Annotated in this window: 14 protein-coding genes; 11 read left to right on the forward strand and 3 right to left on the reverse strand. The window is 52.0% G+C overall.

The genetic code is table 11. The features are described 5' to 3' along the window. Window positions 1–17: 17 nt before the first annotated feature. The 4 genes from MKY64_RS09470 to MKY64_RS09485 are packed head-to-tail and all read left to right on the forward strand — an operon-like array spanning window position 18 to window position 3,839. Window positions 18–710, forward strand: coding sequence for a hypothetical protein (locus MKY64_RS09470; protein WP_340952440.1), 693 nt, complete (start codon window positions 18–20; stop codon window positions 708–710). A gap of 19 nt (window positions 711–729) precedes the next feature. Further along, window positions 730–1,644, forward strand: coding sequence for a carbohydrate ABC transporter permease (locus MKY64_RS09475; protein ID WP_340952442.1), 915 nt, complete (start codon window positions 730–732; stop codon window positions 1,642–1,644). Beyond that, on the forward strand, window positions 1,628–2,476 hold the full coding sequence (locus MKY64_RS09480) for a carbohydrate ABC transporter permease (protein WP_076079291.1): 849 nt from the start codon (window positions 1,628–1,630) through the stop codon (window positions 2,474–2,476). The genes MKY64_RS09475 and MKY64_RS09480 overlap by 17 nt, the downstream gene beginning before the upstream one ends. Before the next feature lie 13 nt (window positions 2,477–2,489). Then, a complete protein-coding gene (locus tag MKY64_RS09485; RefSeq protein ID WP_340952445.1) occupies window positions 2,490–3,839 on the forward strand; it encodes an FAD-dependent oxidoreductase in 1,350 nt (449 codons plus the stop codon). Between the two features lie 617 nt (window positions 3,840–4,456). Here the strand turns inward: MKY64_RS09485 and MKY64_RS09490 are convergent. Next, complete coding sequence (locus tag MKY64_RS09490; protein ID WP_340952447.1) at window positions 4,457–5,698, reverse strand: MDR family MFS transporter; 1,242 nt, start codon at window positions 5,696–5,698, stop codon at window positions 4,457–4,459. A 145-nt stretch (window positions 5,699–5,843) separates the two neighbouring features. Between MKY64_RS09490 and MKY64_RS09495 the strand changes: the two genes are divergently transcribed. After that, entirely contained in the window at window positions 5,844–7,628 is a 1,785-nt protein-coding gene (locus MKY64_RS09495; RefSeq protein WP_340952449.1) for an ABC transporter substrate-binding protein, read from the forward strand. An 81-nt stretch (window positions 7,629–7,709) separates the two neighbouring features. Here the strand turns inward: MKY64_RS09495 and MKY64_RS09500 are convergent, their stop codons facing one another. Then, window positions 7,710–7,883, reverse strand: coding sequence for a hypothetical protein (locus MKY64_RS09500; RefSeq protein ID WP_340952450.1), 174 nt, complete (start codon window positions 7,881–7,883; stop codon window positions 7,710–7,712). Window positions 7,884–8,053: 170 nt separating this feature from the next. On the opposite strand from MKY64_RS09500, the gene MKY64_RS09505 reads away from it, so the two are divergent. The 4 genes from MKY64_RS09505 to MKY64_RS09520 all read left to right on the forward strand — a co-directional run bounded on the left by MKY64_RS09505 (window position 8,054) and on the right by MKY64_RS09520 (window position 10,889). Further along, the gene (locus tag MKY64_RS09505) at window positions 8,054–8,359 is read left to right on the forward strand and encodes a hypothetical protein (protein ID WP_340952453.1); all 306 of its coding nucleotides are present in this window, start codon (window positions 8,054–8,056) and stop codon (window positions 8,357–8,359) included. Window positions 8,360–8,448: 89 nt separating this feature from the next. Continuing rightward, on the forward strand, window positions 8,449–8,946 hold the full coding sequence (locus tag MKY64_RS09510) for an AAA family ATPase (RefSeq protein ID WP_340952454.1): 498 nt from the start codon (window positions 8,449–8,451) through the stop codon (window positions 8,944–8,946). Between the two features lie 251 nt (window positions 8,947–9,197). Further along, the gene (locus MKY64_RS09515; protein WP_340952455.1) at window positions 9,198–10,418 is read left to right on the forward strand and encodes an aminotransferase class I/II-fold pyridoxal phosphate-dependent enzyme; all 1,221 of its coding nucleotides are present in this window, start codon (window positions 9,198–9,200) and stop codon (window positions 10,416–10,418) included. Window positions 10,419–10,532: 114 nt separating this feature from the next. Beyond that, window positions 10,533–10,889: a hypothetical protein gene (locus MKY64_RS09520; protein ID WP_051478104.1), complete on the forward strand. Its 357-nt coding sequence runs from the start codon at window positions 10,533–10,535 to the stop codon at window positions 10,887–10,889. A gap of 140 nt (window positions 10,890–11,029) precedes the next feature. On the opposite strand, the gene MKY64_RS09525 is transcribed toward MKY64_RS09520, so the two are convergent. After that, window positions 11,030–11,980 carry an alpha/beta hydrolase gene (locus MKY64_RS09525; protein WP_340952458.1) on the reverse strand — a complete coding sequence of 317 codons (951 nt, stop codon included), beginning with the start codon at window positions 11,978–11,980 and terminating at the stop codon, window positions 11,030–11,032. Between the two features lie 137 nt (window positions 11,981–12,117). On the opposite strand from MKY64_RS09525, the gene MKY64_RS09530 reads away from it, so the two are divergent. Both MKY64_RS09530 and MKY64_RS09535 read left to right on the forward strand, forming a co-directional pair. Beyond that, the gene (locus MKY64_RS09530) at window positions 12,118–12,654 is read left to right on the forward strand and encodes an RNA polymerase sigma factor (RefSeq protein ID WP_340940370.1); all 537 of its coding nucleotides are present in this window, start codon (window positions 12,118–12,120) and stop codon (window positions 12,652–12,654) included. After that, complete coding sequence (locus MKY64_RS09535; protein ID WP_340952460.1) at window positions 12,651–14,030, forward strand: DUF4179 domain-containing protein; 1,380 nt, start codon at window positions 12,651–12,653, stop codon at window positions 14,028–14,030. Before MKY64_RS09530 ends, MKY64_RS09535 begins: the two co-directional genes overlap by 4 nt. Window positions 14,031–14,196 lie beyond the last annotated feature (166 nt).

Raw genomic sequence — 14,196 nt, forward strand, 5'->3', positions numbered from 1 at the left:
ATGGGGAGCGAAATACAATGGGTAAATTGAAGCAAAGATTGGAGCTAAGCGGCTTGTCCTTGATCATCAGCCTTCCTGCCAATGATGTAAGACTGGCAAAGGCAGCGCTTGAGGAAGGCGCGGATGCATTGAAGGTTCATTTTAATGTCGGCCACCGGGCCAGCGGTACGCATTTCGGTGCGCTTGACAGCTATGAAGACATTTTTAGCGAGATCCGCTCTACCTTTGACGGTCCCTTGGGGGTAGTTCCTTCAGGCAGCTTAGAAGGTGTGGCGGAAGAAGAGATTAGGCGGCTTGCTCCGCTCGGTTTCGATTTCTATTCGATCTATGCCCATCATCTGCCTTCCTTCATGCTGGAGGATCACAGCTTGGACCGGACCTTTGCCATTAATGACACCTATGATCTTAGTCAGGTTCAGGCAGGGGCGCAATTCGGGATCACGGCGCTTGAAGCTTCAATTGTGCCTGGCAGCGAATACGGTACGGGTCTTAGCTTCGCAGATCTGCTGAAATACCGGTATCTGGCCGACCATTCCGGTCTTCCTGTGCTGGTACCTTCCCAGCGTAAGCTGCTTACAGGAGATGTACCATCCTTGCAACGTGCCGGAGTGAAAGCGATCATGTTAGGTGCGGTGGTGACGGGCAAGACAGAGGAGGAGCTGCGGCGTGCGGTTAGCTCGTTCCGTGGTGCAATAGACAAATTGAGCTAGGGGGGCGGTGGATTCCGGCATGAACAGAAAGGTCAAGAGACGAAACAAGGGTCCGCTTGCCTGCGAGGCACAGGTGACCGGATGGCTTTTTATATCGCCAATGCTGCTCGGGTTCACGTTATTATTGTTATTTCCAATGGGGAAAGCGCTCTATATGAGCTTAAATGACTGGCCGCTGCTTGGCGGGCACCGGTTTGTCGGTCTGGATAATTACAAGGATATTGCGGTGGACCCGCTGTTCTGGAAGGTCTTCGGCAACACGGCTTATTTCACGCTGGGTCTGGTGCCGTTTAACATTGTGCTGGCTCTGATGCTGGCGCTGCTGTTATCCCGAAGCCTAAAGGGCATTGGTATCTTCCGCACCGCGATCTTCGTTCCCGTGATGACTTCGCTGATTGTATGGTCCATCGTCTGGAAGTATATGTTCGCCACCGATTCCGGGCTGATCAATCAGCTGCTGATGTTGTTCAACATTAAAGGAGCCGCCTGGCTGTATGATGAGAGACTGGCGATGCCAGCCGTTATTGTGACAAGTGTACTGAAGAACGTGGGCCTAAATATGGTGTTATTTATCGCTGCGATCCAGCAGGTATCGCGTTCGTTATATGAGGCGGCTGAGCTGGACGGGGCGGGCAAGACCAAAACCTTTTTCAACGTGACCCTGCCTATGATTACGCCCACCGTATTTCTGACTGTAGTGATGACCGTAATCGGCTCGCTGAAGGTGTTCGGCCAGATCTATGTCATGACCCAGGGCGGACCGAGTAACAGCACCAAGGTGCTGGTCTATTACATCTGGGAAAAAGCGTTCAAGCTGTTCCAGATGGGCTACGCTTCGGCGCTCGCATTTGTGTTGTTCTTTGTCGTGTTGATCTTGACTCTGCTGCAGTGGCAGCTGCGAAAGAGGTGGGTATTCAATGAAGGCGACGCCTAACACCAGCAAAAGGCTGTCTGTAGCAGGAGTGTATGCTGCATTAACGGCGGTATCGCTGATTATGCTTGTTCCGTTTCTGTGGATGCTGTCCACCTCCTTCAAACGGCCGCAGGATATTTTCACCTACCCGCCGCAGCTGATTCCGCCGGTATTCCAGTTTCAGAATTATGTGGATGTCTTTACACTGATCCCGTTTCACCGCTTCTATTTTAACAGTGTCTATATCTCGTTTGTCGTCGTGGCGGGAACGGTGTTTTTCGCTTCGCTGGCCGGTTATGCTTTTGCCAAAATTCCCTTCACAGGCAGAAATGCTGTGTTTCTGGTGCTGCTCAGCGCCATGATGATCCCGCATGAAGTGACGGCGATCCCGATGTTCCTGTTCATGCGCGACCTGGGCTGGATTGACACGCATCTGCCGCTGATTCTGCTGCCGATCTTCGGCGCAAGCGGCGTGTTCGGAATCTTCGTGATGCGGCAATTCTTCATTACTGTACCCACGGAGCTTGAGGAGGCGGCGATGATCGACGGCTGCAGCCGGTTCCGCATTTACTGGACAATTATGCTGCCGATTGCCCGTCCGGGCATGGCCACACTGACGATCTTCACGTTCGTGTCCATCTGGAATGAGTTCTTCGACCCGCTTATTTTCATTAATACGCGTGAGCTGATGACTTTGCCGCTGGGATTATCGTTGTTTACAGATGAAGTGGGCACTTCCTGGCATTATCTGATGAGTGCCACCGTCATGGCAACCGTGCCGCTGCTGATCGTCTTCTTCATGGCGCAGAAGCGGTTCATCGAGGGCGTAGCCATGACAGGGCTGAAGGAATAGCACACATAAAGGAGTGGATGATATGAATCCTGCAATAGAGGCAGATGTCGTTGTAGTGGGGGGAGGCCCTGCAGGAATCACGGCGGCCATCGCCGCCGGACGGCTGGGAGCACAGACCGTGCTCATTGAACGTTACGGGTTCGTGGGCGGGATGTCCACCGCTGCTATGGTCTATCCTTGGATGACCTTTCACACCGATAGCGGCGAGCAGGTGATCAAGGGCATCGCCCAGGAAATCGTAGACCGGCTGCAGGCCAGCGGTGGTTCGCCGGGCCATCTCCGGGATACGGTAGGCTTCGTGCATACGTTGACGCCGTACCATCCTGAGATTTATCAAGTGGTAGCTACAGATATGCTGCATGAAGCTGGGGTGAAGCTGCTTCTGCACAGCTTTGTGGATGAGGTGCTGGTCAGTGACGGCGCAATTGAACATGTCGTGGTGACTAATAAATCCGGGCGTACGCCTGTAACGGGGCGCATCTTCGTGGATTGCAGCGGAGATGCCGATGTAGCGAAGCTGTCCGGGGCTGAAACGCTGCAGGGCCGGGAGGGGGATAACCGTTCCCAGCCGATGACGATGAAGTTCAGAATGCGCGGCGTTGATTTGCACAAGGTCAAAGCATATATGATCAGCCATCCCGAAGAGTTCTACAGCAAAACGCCGATCGCTGAACTGCCGGACTTGCCGCTCACCGGGGTAAGCGGATTCTACTCGCAATGGAAGCGGGCCGAGGTGCCGATTAACCGCGATCAGGTCTTGTTCTTTGCCGGTCCGGCAGATGATGAGGTGCTGATCAACTGCACCCGCGTCCAGGGGCTGGACGCAACGAATGCGGAGGATCTGACCTTGGCGGAGCAGGAGGGCCGCAAGCAGGTGCTGCTCATGGCCGAGTTTCTGAAGCGCGACGTTCCGGGCTTCGAACGGGCCTCGATCTCAGCGGTTGCACCGCAGATCGGCATCCGCGAATCGCGGCGGATTAAAGGCTATTACCAGCTGACCCAAGAAGATGTCATAGAAGGCCGGAAGTTCAGTGATGTCATTGCCCGCAGCGGCTACCCGATCGACATTCACGATCCTTCCGGCAAGGGGGTAACAGCTTCCTTCATCGCCGGAGACGGCGCTTACGACATTCCGTACGGTTGTCTGCTATCCGCCAATGTGTCCAATCTGCTGGCTGCAGGCAGATGCATCTCGACCTCGCACGAAGCGCTGGCCACGACCCGCCTGACGCCAAGCTGCATGGCCACGGGCCAGGCGGCCGGAACAGCAGCGGCGCTCGCGGCGGCCGCAGGGGTGAAGCCGCAGGCGCTCGATATCCCGCAGCTGCAGGAGCAGCTGAAACGGGATGGGGTAGTACTATAGAGCTGCGGAGCGGGAATGTAATCGGAAAACCGATTACATTAGGCACTGGGATGGTCCGTGGGCGGAATGTAGTCGGAAAACCGATTACATCGGGCACTGGGATGGTTCGTGGGCGGAATGTAATCGGAAAACCGATTACATTGGGCACTGGAATGGTTCGTGGGCGGAATGTAATCGGAAAACCGATTACATTGGGCACTGGGATGGTTCGTAGGCGGAATGTAATCGGAAAACCGATTACATTGGGCACTAGGAGGGTTCGTGGGCGGAATGTAATCGGAAAACCGATTACATCGGGCACTGGGAGGGTTCGTGGGCGGAATATAGTCGGAAAACCGATTACATTAGGCACTAGGAGGGTTCGTAGGCGGAATGTAGTCGGAAAACCGATTACATTAGGCACTGGGATGGTCCGTAGGCGGAATGTAGTCGGAAAACCGATTACATTAGGCTAGTGTAGCGGCGTTTAGTTGCAGTATAATCATTATTTTGCAACATAACAATTATTATGTTAACTTATTAACGATCACAAGAGTTAAAAACAATGATAAATATACACTAATAAACCCCAAATCCGCTTTACAGCAGGTCTGGGGTTTATTGTAGTCTCAAACACCTCAAGCACCAAGCTCACGCTGTGCACTTGCTTCAGCAAGCTCGCGGATACGGAGTCTTTTATGCGCGGTAATCAGGAAAGGAAGGCCGAGCGCCGTGGTCAGCGCAAGCGGTACGAACACCGCAGGGCCATTCAGAGCGCCGAACTGATCCAGCAGCAGTCCTCCAAGGATAGGAGCCATTACACTGCCCAGATTATTGAAGCCAATCGTACCGAAGTAGGTGCCTTTCCATTCCGGCTTGGCGATTCGGTCAATCAGCATATCCATCATCGTGAAGAGCAGGACTTCCCCGACAGTGAACAGAACCACGCTGAACATCAGCAGGGGCACCCCTCCAGGCATCCCGAACAGCAGCAGACTAAGGGCTACGCAGACATTGCCCAGAATGAGCGGGATAATTGGCGGGAACTTGCTGGCTGCACGCACGATGGGATACTGTACAACCAGCACCGTGACTGCATTAAGCGACAGCATATAAGAGAAGACTTGGCTGCCATTGCTGAAATGGGTGTTCATCGCCAGAAATTGCGCCAGTGTAGAGCTGAAGTGGCCATACCCGAGGACGCAGAAGATGGTTCCCAGCAGAACGGGCAGAAATACCTTATCCCTTCCGGTGACCGCGAGCGCATCGAGCAGCTTCGGCGTCCGGGCTTCTCCATGAACAGGCAGGCTGGCACGGTGCACCGAGAATTGCAGGAACAGAACAAGTCCATAGGCGATATAGACGATCCCTGCGATCACGAACGGGAAGGTGGACTTGGCGGAGCCGAGCTGGAGGCCGATAATCGGACCGAAGACCACACCCAGATTCACTGCCGCATACCGCAGATTGAAGACCAGCAGCTTTTGCTCCGGCGGGGTGATATCTGACAATAATGCCCGTGAAGTTGGTTCAAATACGGCGCGGCACAGTCCGTTGAGCGTGTTCACCAGGAAGAAGACCCATAAATGCTGTGCTGCGGCGAAGCCGAAGAATACGCAGGCCCAGCCGAACACGGAGACCAGCATGACGATCCGGCGCCCGATCACATCCGAGATATAACCGCCGTAGAAGCTGATCATTACCCCTGCCAGCGAGCTGACGGCCACGGTGAACCCGGTCTGGGTAGCGGATGCGCCAAGCACCTGCGTGAGATAAATAGAGAGAAAAGGAATGCTCATTGAAGTAACCAGCCGGCCGAACATCGTTCCGATGATGATGGTCCAGGCCAGCGGGTGAATGTGGCGCAGATGTTGTTTCATTTGAATCCCCGTCTCCTAGTCCATGTTTTTGAATATGAAGCATACTTCTTATCGAATGATTATGTATAATTGTATAGAACAAAGGGGGAAATAAAAGTGTAAGAATTATATGTCACTTTTCACCTTTTAAAAGGGGGTTGATCATATGGACACCAGCAGCACGCATTATCTCTGTTTGGCCGCAGCCTTGGCTCCGGCATATAACCTCCAGCAGCCGATTCCGGTGACAATTGAGCAGTTGACCGGTATCCTGTGCTGCACACCGCGCAATGTGAAGTTTATTCTGCGGAAGCTGGAGGAGCAGCAGCTGATTGCCTGGATACCCGGAAGAGGGAGAGGAAATCGCTCGCAGATGACTTTTTTGCGTCATATAGATGAGGTGCTGGAGGAGAGATTTCAGGAGCTGGTCAGCAAAGGCCGGATTAAGCCTGCCGTCGAATTGATTGGTCAATACCCGGTTAACGAGCCGCTCAAAGAACGCCTGCTGGCAGTTCTCGATAAGCAAATGGGCTTCTGGAGCGAACCCGGCTCCACATCCGGGCAGGAGGTGCTGCGAATCTCCCGTAACCGTGCGATGGAGAAGCTGGACCCGGCCACCGTATACACCGCTTTTGAGACCTATTTGCTGGGGCATATTTGCAGTACCCTGATTACCTATGATGCACAGAACGGGGTTTTCCTGCCGGGGCTGGCCCACACGTGGGAGGCTAACGAGAGCAGTACAAGCTACCTGTTCTATCTGCGCAAGGGGGTGCGGTTCCACCACGGCCGCATGATGACTTCCCGGGATGTAAAAGAAACCCTCCTACGTCTGATCGGACTTAGAAGTCCGGCGATCTGTCATTTTGAGGATATCATTCATGTGGAGCTGGAGGGGGACTACCGTATCCGGTTCGATCTGGTGCAGCCTAATTTCTTCTTCCTGCATCTGTTCAGCTCGATCTATATGTCGATTGTTCCGTATGATGTGGATTTCGCTGTGCATCCGGTCGGCACGGGGCCCTATCAGGTAGCGGATCTGAGCCAGGATGTGCTTGTACTCAGCGCTTACGATCTTTACTACGGAATCCGTCCTCTGCTGGACCGGGTCGAGATCTGGTACCTGCCGCATTTGGCCTCGGGGGTACGTCAATATCAGCTGACGGGTGCCAGTACCAGTCTGAGCAGTGTGGCCGCAGCAGAGGAGGGAAGGAGCCACAGTATCGATTATCCGGCTGTCGGGTGCAGGTACGTTCTGTTTAATTTTCGAAAAGAAGGCGTACACCATCATCCCGCGCTCCGGCAGGCCATGCGTATCCTCTATAATCAGCTTGCCCTGATTCGTGAGCTGGGAGGCAACCGGATTATGCCGGCAGGCAGCTTCCTTCCCTGGCAGAGCAGCAAGTATGAGTTCGCTGAGCCACAATTGGAGGAAGCGCGGGCGCTGCTTGAGGAAGGCGGATACAGAGGAGAGGCAGTGAAGTTGGCCTACCGGACCTGCAAAGAGGATCAGGATGAGGCGATTTGGCTGCAGGAGCGCAGCAGGGAAATTGGATTACAGCTTGAGCTGTATCCTTTAGGGGATTATGATCTGCCGGACTTGGTGAACCAAGCGGATCTTGTGATCTGCGAAGAAGTACTGGAGGATGACTGGCAGTGGGGGATGATTAATTATTTTCGCAATGAGTCGAATTATCTGCATCACCTCTTGCTGGACAGGCAGAAATCTGAGTTGACAGAGCTACTGAAGCCTTTCGCCCGGCTGGCCGCCGGGGAGAGGGCAGAGGTACTGGAACTGGCCGAAGGCAAACTGCGTGATAACGGTTGGGTACTGTATGGCTGTCACATGAATAAAAAAGCGCAATTAAGTCAGAATCTGTTCGGACTGGAGCCCGGCTCCTTCGGATTTTTGGATATCTCCAAGCTGTGGGTGAAATCGGGGTTTGAGTAGGCACAAAGAAACGGTTGCTCTCCTGAAGGGGGGGAGCAGGCCGTTTCTTTTTTCGTGGTGCAATGAACGTTACTCCGTGATTCAGACCGCTTGCTGCTGCTTACCGTCACATTTCTTGCAGACCGTCAGCTTCTCACCCTCCGGGCCTTTGCCGAAATACAAAAGCTTGATCCGGGTGCTCCCGCAGATCGGACAGGTGCCCCTGGCCCGGGAGGGGTTAGTGTAAAGCGCTTTGCCGCGCTTATTCTTGGACATGTGAATTCCCACTTTCATCAGTAATACTCTATCCTATGCCCGGGAGCCGGTATCGATTCGACGGAGATGCATTTTTATTGCGGCATAAAGGAATCTAATGAATTGTTTGTTTACTCTATTGTATGAATCTGGTAAAGTGGTTTTATACTATAGAGCTTGGAGGAAACGTAGTGGTAAAAGCATTGAAATGGGTAGCCTACATAACTATTGCAGCAGCCTTAATTGGGGGAATCGTAGCAGGTAATATTTTTGCACCGGAGCCGGAGTTTTCATTTGATGACAAGACATTTGCCTGGGGATTCATGGTAACATTCTGGGTTAGCGGCGCAGTCTCAAGCATCTTCATACTGGGATTCGCATCCTTGCTTCAGCATGTTGAGTATATGTCCGAAAGACTGTACAATTTGGAAGAGTTAACGCGGCGGCAGAAGGAACTAACCGAACGCGGATTAACCCAGTTCTCCCAATCTTCATAGACTAATAGAAATGCCTTGCCCTGGACTAATCCATGCAGGGCATTTTTGCTATTTTGGAACTGCTGGTCAATCATTCGAAGGAGGACATTATGAAAAAGTTTGTGATCGTAAACGGAACCATGGGAGTCGGAAAAAGTACGATTGTTAGTAAGCTCTATAAAGAATTACAACATTCTGTGTGGCTTGATGGAGATTGGTGCTGGTTAATGAACCCCTGGGTGGTTACCGAAGAGAACAAAAAGATGGTAATGAATAACATCCATTATATGCTCAATCAGTACCTTGACAATTCTATGTTCAAGTATGTCTTCTTCTCTTGGGTGATTCATAAGGAAAGCATATTCGATGAAATTCTTGCAGGCTTAAAAGGAAATGAATATGAGCTAATAAAAGTTACGTTAATGTGCTCTGAGGAAGAATTGATAAAGCGTATGCGTCAGGATGAGAGGAGCGAGAGTGAAATTGAAAATAGCATTAACAGGTTAGCGAATTACAAAGAAATGAATACACAAAAGCTGAATACGAACGGCAAAGAGATTGATGTCATCATAAAAGAGTTCCTACATATGATTGCCGGCGGGAATTAAAAAAGATAACGATGAAGGCGCATATTAACATCGAAAAAACAGCGTATAACATAAATTATACGCTGTTTTACTTCAGATCGACTTTTATATCGATTCCCGCACTAGTTATCACCTTAAATAGAGTGATTTTGCTAGAATAATATATTATTAATGGAATTAATGCCCATTACAAGCATTCGTCTGTTCTTTCTCTGCTTCGAGGCTCCTGACCCATGCTATACTATTGAAAAACATACGCTGGAGGGAGTCCATTGATTCATAGCAGCAAGCACCATAAATGGAGATCAGACAAGCTGTCTCATCTGGGATCATCGATCTTTGCCGAGGTGGCGGCATGGAAGTCAGAAGCCCGGCAAGCGGGACTTAACATTATCGATCTTGGAATCGGCAGTCCGGACCGGGCGCCTCTGCCCGAGATCCGTCAGGTATTAAGTGAAGCAGTACTGCGGGAGGATAGCTATGCTTATCCTTCGTCCAAAGGAAGTGCGGCATTCCGCAATCAGGCAGCGAGATGGATGCAGTGGCGATTTGGCGCGGAGGTAGATCCGGAGGAGGAAATCGTGTCCCTGATGGGTTCGCAGGACGGGCTAGCGCATCTGGCCCTGGCCATCTGCAATCCCGGTGATCTGGCGATTGTGCCGGACCCCGGTTATCCCATTTATTCAGGAGCGCTCGCAATAGCGGGGGTTAGGTCTTGGCCGTTGCCGCTATTGGAGGAGAATGCGTTCCGGCCAGATCTGGAGAGTATTCCTGATGAGGTCTGGCGGGAAGCATCTTTTATCCTGCTCAGCTTTCCCGGCAATCCGATTTCGGTTACTGTGGATCTGGCTTACATGGAACGGCTCGTGGAGCTTGCCCGTAAGTGGGAGGTGCTGGTCGTGCATGATCTGGCGTATTCAGAGATGGGCTTCGATGGTTACCGGCCGATCAGCATCCTCCAGGTACCGGGGGCGCGGGATATCGCCGTTGAATTTCATTCCTTCTCCAAAAGCTTCAACATGGCCGGATGCCGCATCGGCTTCATGACGGGCAATGCGCAGGCCGTCGGGGCGCTGCGGGAGCTGAAAAGCAATGTCGATTACGGTGTCTTCGAGCCGATTCAAGAAGCTGCGGTTGTGGCGCTGGAGCAAGCGATGGACTCCGGGCCGGACCAAGGAGTGGCTGCGCTGTATGAGCGGCGGCGGAACCTTGTGGTAGAAGCGCTGCATCTTGAAGGGTGGGCGGTCCCCTCGCCGGAAGCTACTATGTTTATTTGGGCAAGGCTGCCGGATGCCTATGGGAGTAAGGGTGAAGCCGGAAGCACGCGCCGCTTCGCGCATGACCTGCTGCTGAGAACCGGAGTAGCGGTTATTCCGGGAGATGCTTTTGGCAGCCAGGGGGAAGGGTATGTGCGAATTGCACTGGTAGAGGAGGAAGAACGTCTGCTGGAAGCCGCCCGGAGGATCGGGGAGTTTCTGCGTTCGGGGAGATGAGGATGTGAGAAGTGACATTGAATAACATAATCAACATTATGTTAACTTGTATAATTCGTTGATCTGAATTCGGGGTAATAAGGATCAACTACAGATTTTCAGGAGGTTGACCTTATGGGATTTAACATTGGAGGATTAGGCGATAAAATACAAGGAGTAGTCGGTTCCCTCAAAGAAGGCCGTGCCTACGAGCTGCTGCAGAAATTACCGCTAGACAAGCTGCCTGTCGAGCAATTGCTGCAGAAGCTGCCGCTGGAGCAACTGCTGTCGAGTTCTTTTCTGCAAAAGTTCACTCCGTTCGAGTCCTTGAAGGATCTGCTGCAAAAAGGAGGATTCTCTGCCGGATCAGCAGAGGAGATAAAATCGCTCCCGTCGGATCAGCTCGATGAGCATGTAGCCAAGACGACTTCCTTCGGTTCACTGAAGGATATGCTGATCAAAGCAGCGGAGTTCTATTCCCAGCGGAAATAGATGGACCGCAGGTTGGTTTGAGGCAGGTAGTCTAAACCGCACTGCTGCCGGTTCTGGCAACCTCATATATGTAAGCAAGCCCGCACTGGAATTCTCCGGTACGGGCTTGCTTTATTTTTACATAGTTAAATTCCAGGGACTTAGTGCTTCAACCAAGCCGTTGCCAGCAGCAAAGCCCCTTGGTTAGCCTTAGTGTCTGCCAGCGCGTTCAGCATCACGAAATCGTGGATAATGCCCTGGAAGCGCACAGCCGTAACGGGAACGCCTGCTTCGCGAAGCTTATTCGCATAGGCCTCTCCTTCATCACGAAGCACATCGGCTTCACCGGTGATAATCAAGGCTTCCGGCAGACCGCTAAGCTGGTCCAGACTGGCCCGCAGCGGAGAGGCCGTAATCTGTGCCCGCTCCTCAGGATCGGTGGTATATTGATCCCAGAACCATTTCATGCCTTCGCGCTGGAGGAAATATCCTTCTGCGAACTGATGATAAGATTCCGTATCGAAGGATGCGTCCGTAACCGGATAGAAAAGCAATTGCTTAGAGATAGCAGGACCGCTGCGTTCTTTGGCCATTAGGGTGATGGCAGCAGTCATGTTACCGCCGACGCTGTCCCCAGCGACACTCAGCCTGGAGGCGTCGAGTCCATACGTGGAGCCCTCACTGGCGATCCATTCCAGTACCGCATAGATTTCTTCAATGGCCGTAGGATATTTGGCTTCCGGGGACAGGCTGTATTCCGGGAAAACCACGGCAGCGCCTGTACCCACAGTCAGCTCGCGGATGAGCCGGTCATGCGTGTGACTGTTGCCGAATACCCAGCCTGCTCCATGAATGTAGAGAATGACCGGCAAGGAAGTGCCGGAGGTGCCTACCGGACGGACAATGCGGACCTTCACTTCACCGCCGGGGCCGCCGGTTACGGTCAGATCCTGAAGATCTGCCTCGGGTTTTTCGATATCGCCAGCCTGGACGGTGTTGACCGTTTCGCGGCCTTTTTCCGGACCCAGATCGGGCAGGAAGGGAGGCTTGGCATTATCATCGGCAAATTTCTGAGCTGCAGGTTCAAGAATAACTTTTTTATGATCAGACATAGGTTACAGTCTCCTTCTTCTAGCAGATTAGGTCAAGCTCTCCTCATCCATAACCGCCTGACAAGTTTCTGAAACGTAAAGCGAACGGATCGCCCGGGTCAAAGCGTATATCCAGTAAGAAAGGGGGGAAGCGAGCGTTGAAGAATTATCCCATTACAGAGCAGCAGGCCAAGGACATGTTTGAAGCACACTCCGCTTATATTTATGGGATTGCCCTTATGATGACCAAGCAGCGGGTGCTGGCCGATGATATTACCCAGGAGACTTTTCTGCGTGCCTTTGCAAAATATCATTTGTACGATCCCTCCAGGCCGCTTCGGCCTTGGCTGTACCGGATTGCCGTCAATACGTCCCGTAATCTGTTACGCAGGAAGACCTGGATACAACTCCTGGCAGGCGTCACTATAGAGGGAAAAGAGCACTCCGCCGAGAGCTTCGCCCTGCATAGTGAGAATCAGCTGGAATTATGGCAGGCGGTCAGCCGTCTGTCCGCGAAGCTGCGCGAAGTGATCACCCTGCACTATTATGCCGGATTATCGCTGCCTGAGACCGCAGAGGTATTAAGCATTCCGCTGGGAACCTGCAAATCCAGGCTTCATGCGGCACTGCGCAAGCTGAGAGAATGCGGCGAGCTTGACCCCGGTGTACTGATGATGAAGGAGGGGCTGAAATGACGACAGCTAAGGACAGGCTGGATGTTGAATCTGGAGCAGTAACCGCACAATTACAAAAGGAAGCTGAACACATGATACACAGTATGCCTTCTTCTGTTGATTTTGATGAATTGTGGCAGCTACATACTGGAGGAGTAGGGAAAGCCCCAAGATACAGACACCGGTTATCATCGTACAGGAAGTGGGTCATCGGCGCCACAGCTGCGCTAGCTGTTACAGCCGGATCCATTATTGGGATCGGATTCGTCTCGCCTCCGGTTGCTGAAGCGCTGCGCGTCATTCCGTTCTTCGATTATTTGTATGCTAAAGGTGCGTACACAGCAAACCTCAAAGTTATTGAGCAGAAGCAGCTTAGCAGTTCCGTGGGCCTTGAGGCCAAGGATCAGGGGATCACTTTTGAGATGGCAGAGGTGTATTATGACGGTATTCAACTGGTACTTAATTACGAAGTGACTTATCCGGCATCCTCACCGCCGATTTCAGAGAAGGACGCGGAGGTCTACTATGAACTACATCTGAGAGGCCATGAACCGCAGTCTATTTATACACATGATTTTACGATTACAGGAGACCACACCTTCATAGGGACCACCCGGCAATCTTTTGGAGATAAGGATCTGCCCGGTCAGTTAACACTGGATATGACCATTAATACAATCGGAGCTACCAAAGGAAAATGGGATCTCACCATTCCGCTGGATGCAAGCAAGAGTAAGGCGCTGACTTCCACGGTGTATCCGAAAGATCTGAATTTCACTTACAGGAAGTCATTATATACGCTTGAGAAGCTGACTCTTGGTCCAGTCAATACACAAGTGATTATGCGGAATATATACCCCCGTGAGAAGCTGAACGTTATACTCCAGGATGATATAGGAACCTTGTATACAGATCAGGGAAGAGGTGCAACCAATGACTACTATTATTTCAACTTCTCACCGCTGACAGCGCTCAATCCTAAGCCGGCCTATGTGACCTTGATCGTTACTGAACCGTTGGAGAATGGAGCAGTGAAGCAAGCGGAGGACCGTCAGCGCCTGAATGGATCTTACCCTATAACGTTGAAGGGCAATGAAGGAGGAACAGTGAAGATAACTTCCGTTGATTATGAGGAGAAGCAGACGGTTGTATATTATGAGGCAAGTCAGGTCATGAGCCAGAATACCCCGCTTCGGTTAGAAGAGGAGCAGAACAAGGATCATCCGATCTTCCCCAAAGGACAGCCGGTGCGCATTAGCCGGGATAAATTAGCCTTTAAGCTGATTTTCCCGCCGGTGCAGCCATCCGATAAGCTCGAAATTGTGGCTAATTCCTTCACTTATACGAAGGATATACAACAGTTCCGTCTTCGCATTCCAATTGAGTGGACCCAATAGCTGCTGAAATTCAACGCTTATAAAAGAAAGGCCGCGCCGTCCTGTTATGGATGGCGTGGCCTGTTTGCGGTTGTAGAAGAATTTTACGAACACATTGGGCAGTGCGGAGGCGTGCAGGCCAGATGTAAGACAATGTGCAGGCATGCAGGTACACGGGATGGAAGCA

The organism is Paenibacillus sp. FSL R7-0210, from assembly GCF_038009085.1.
GTDB lineage: Bacteria > Bacillota > Bacilli > Paenibacillales > Paenibacillaceae > Paenibacillus_AQ > Paenibacillus_AQ silagei.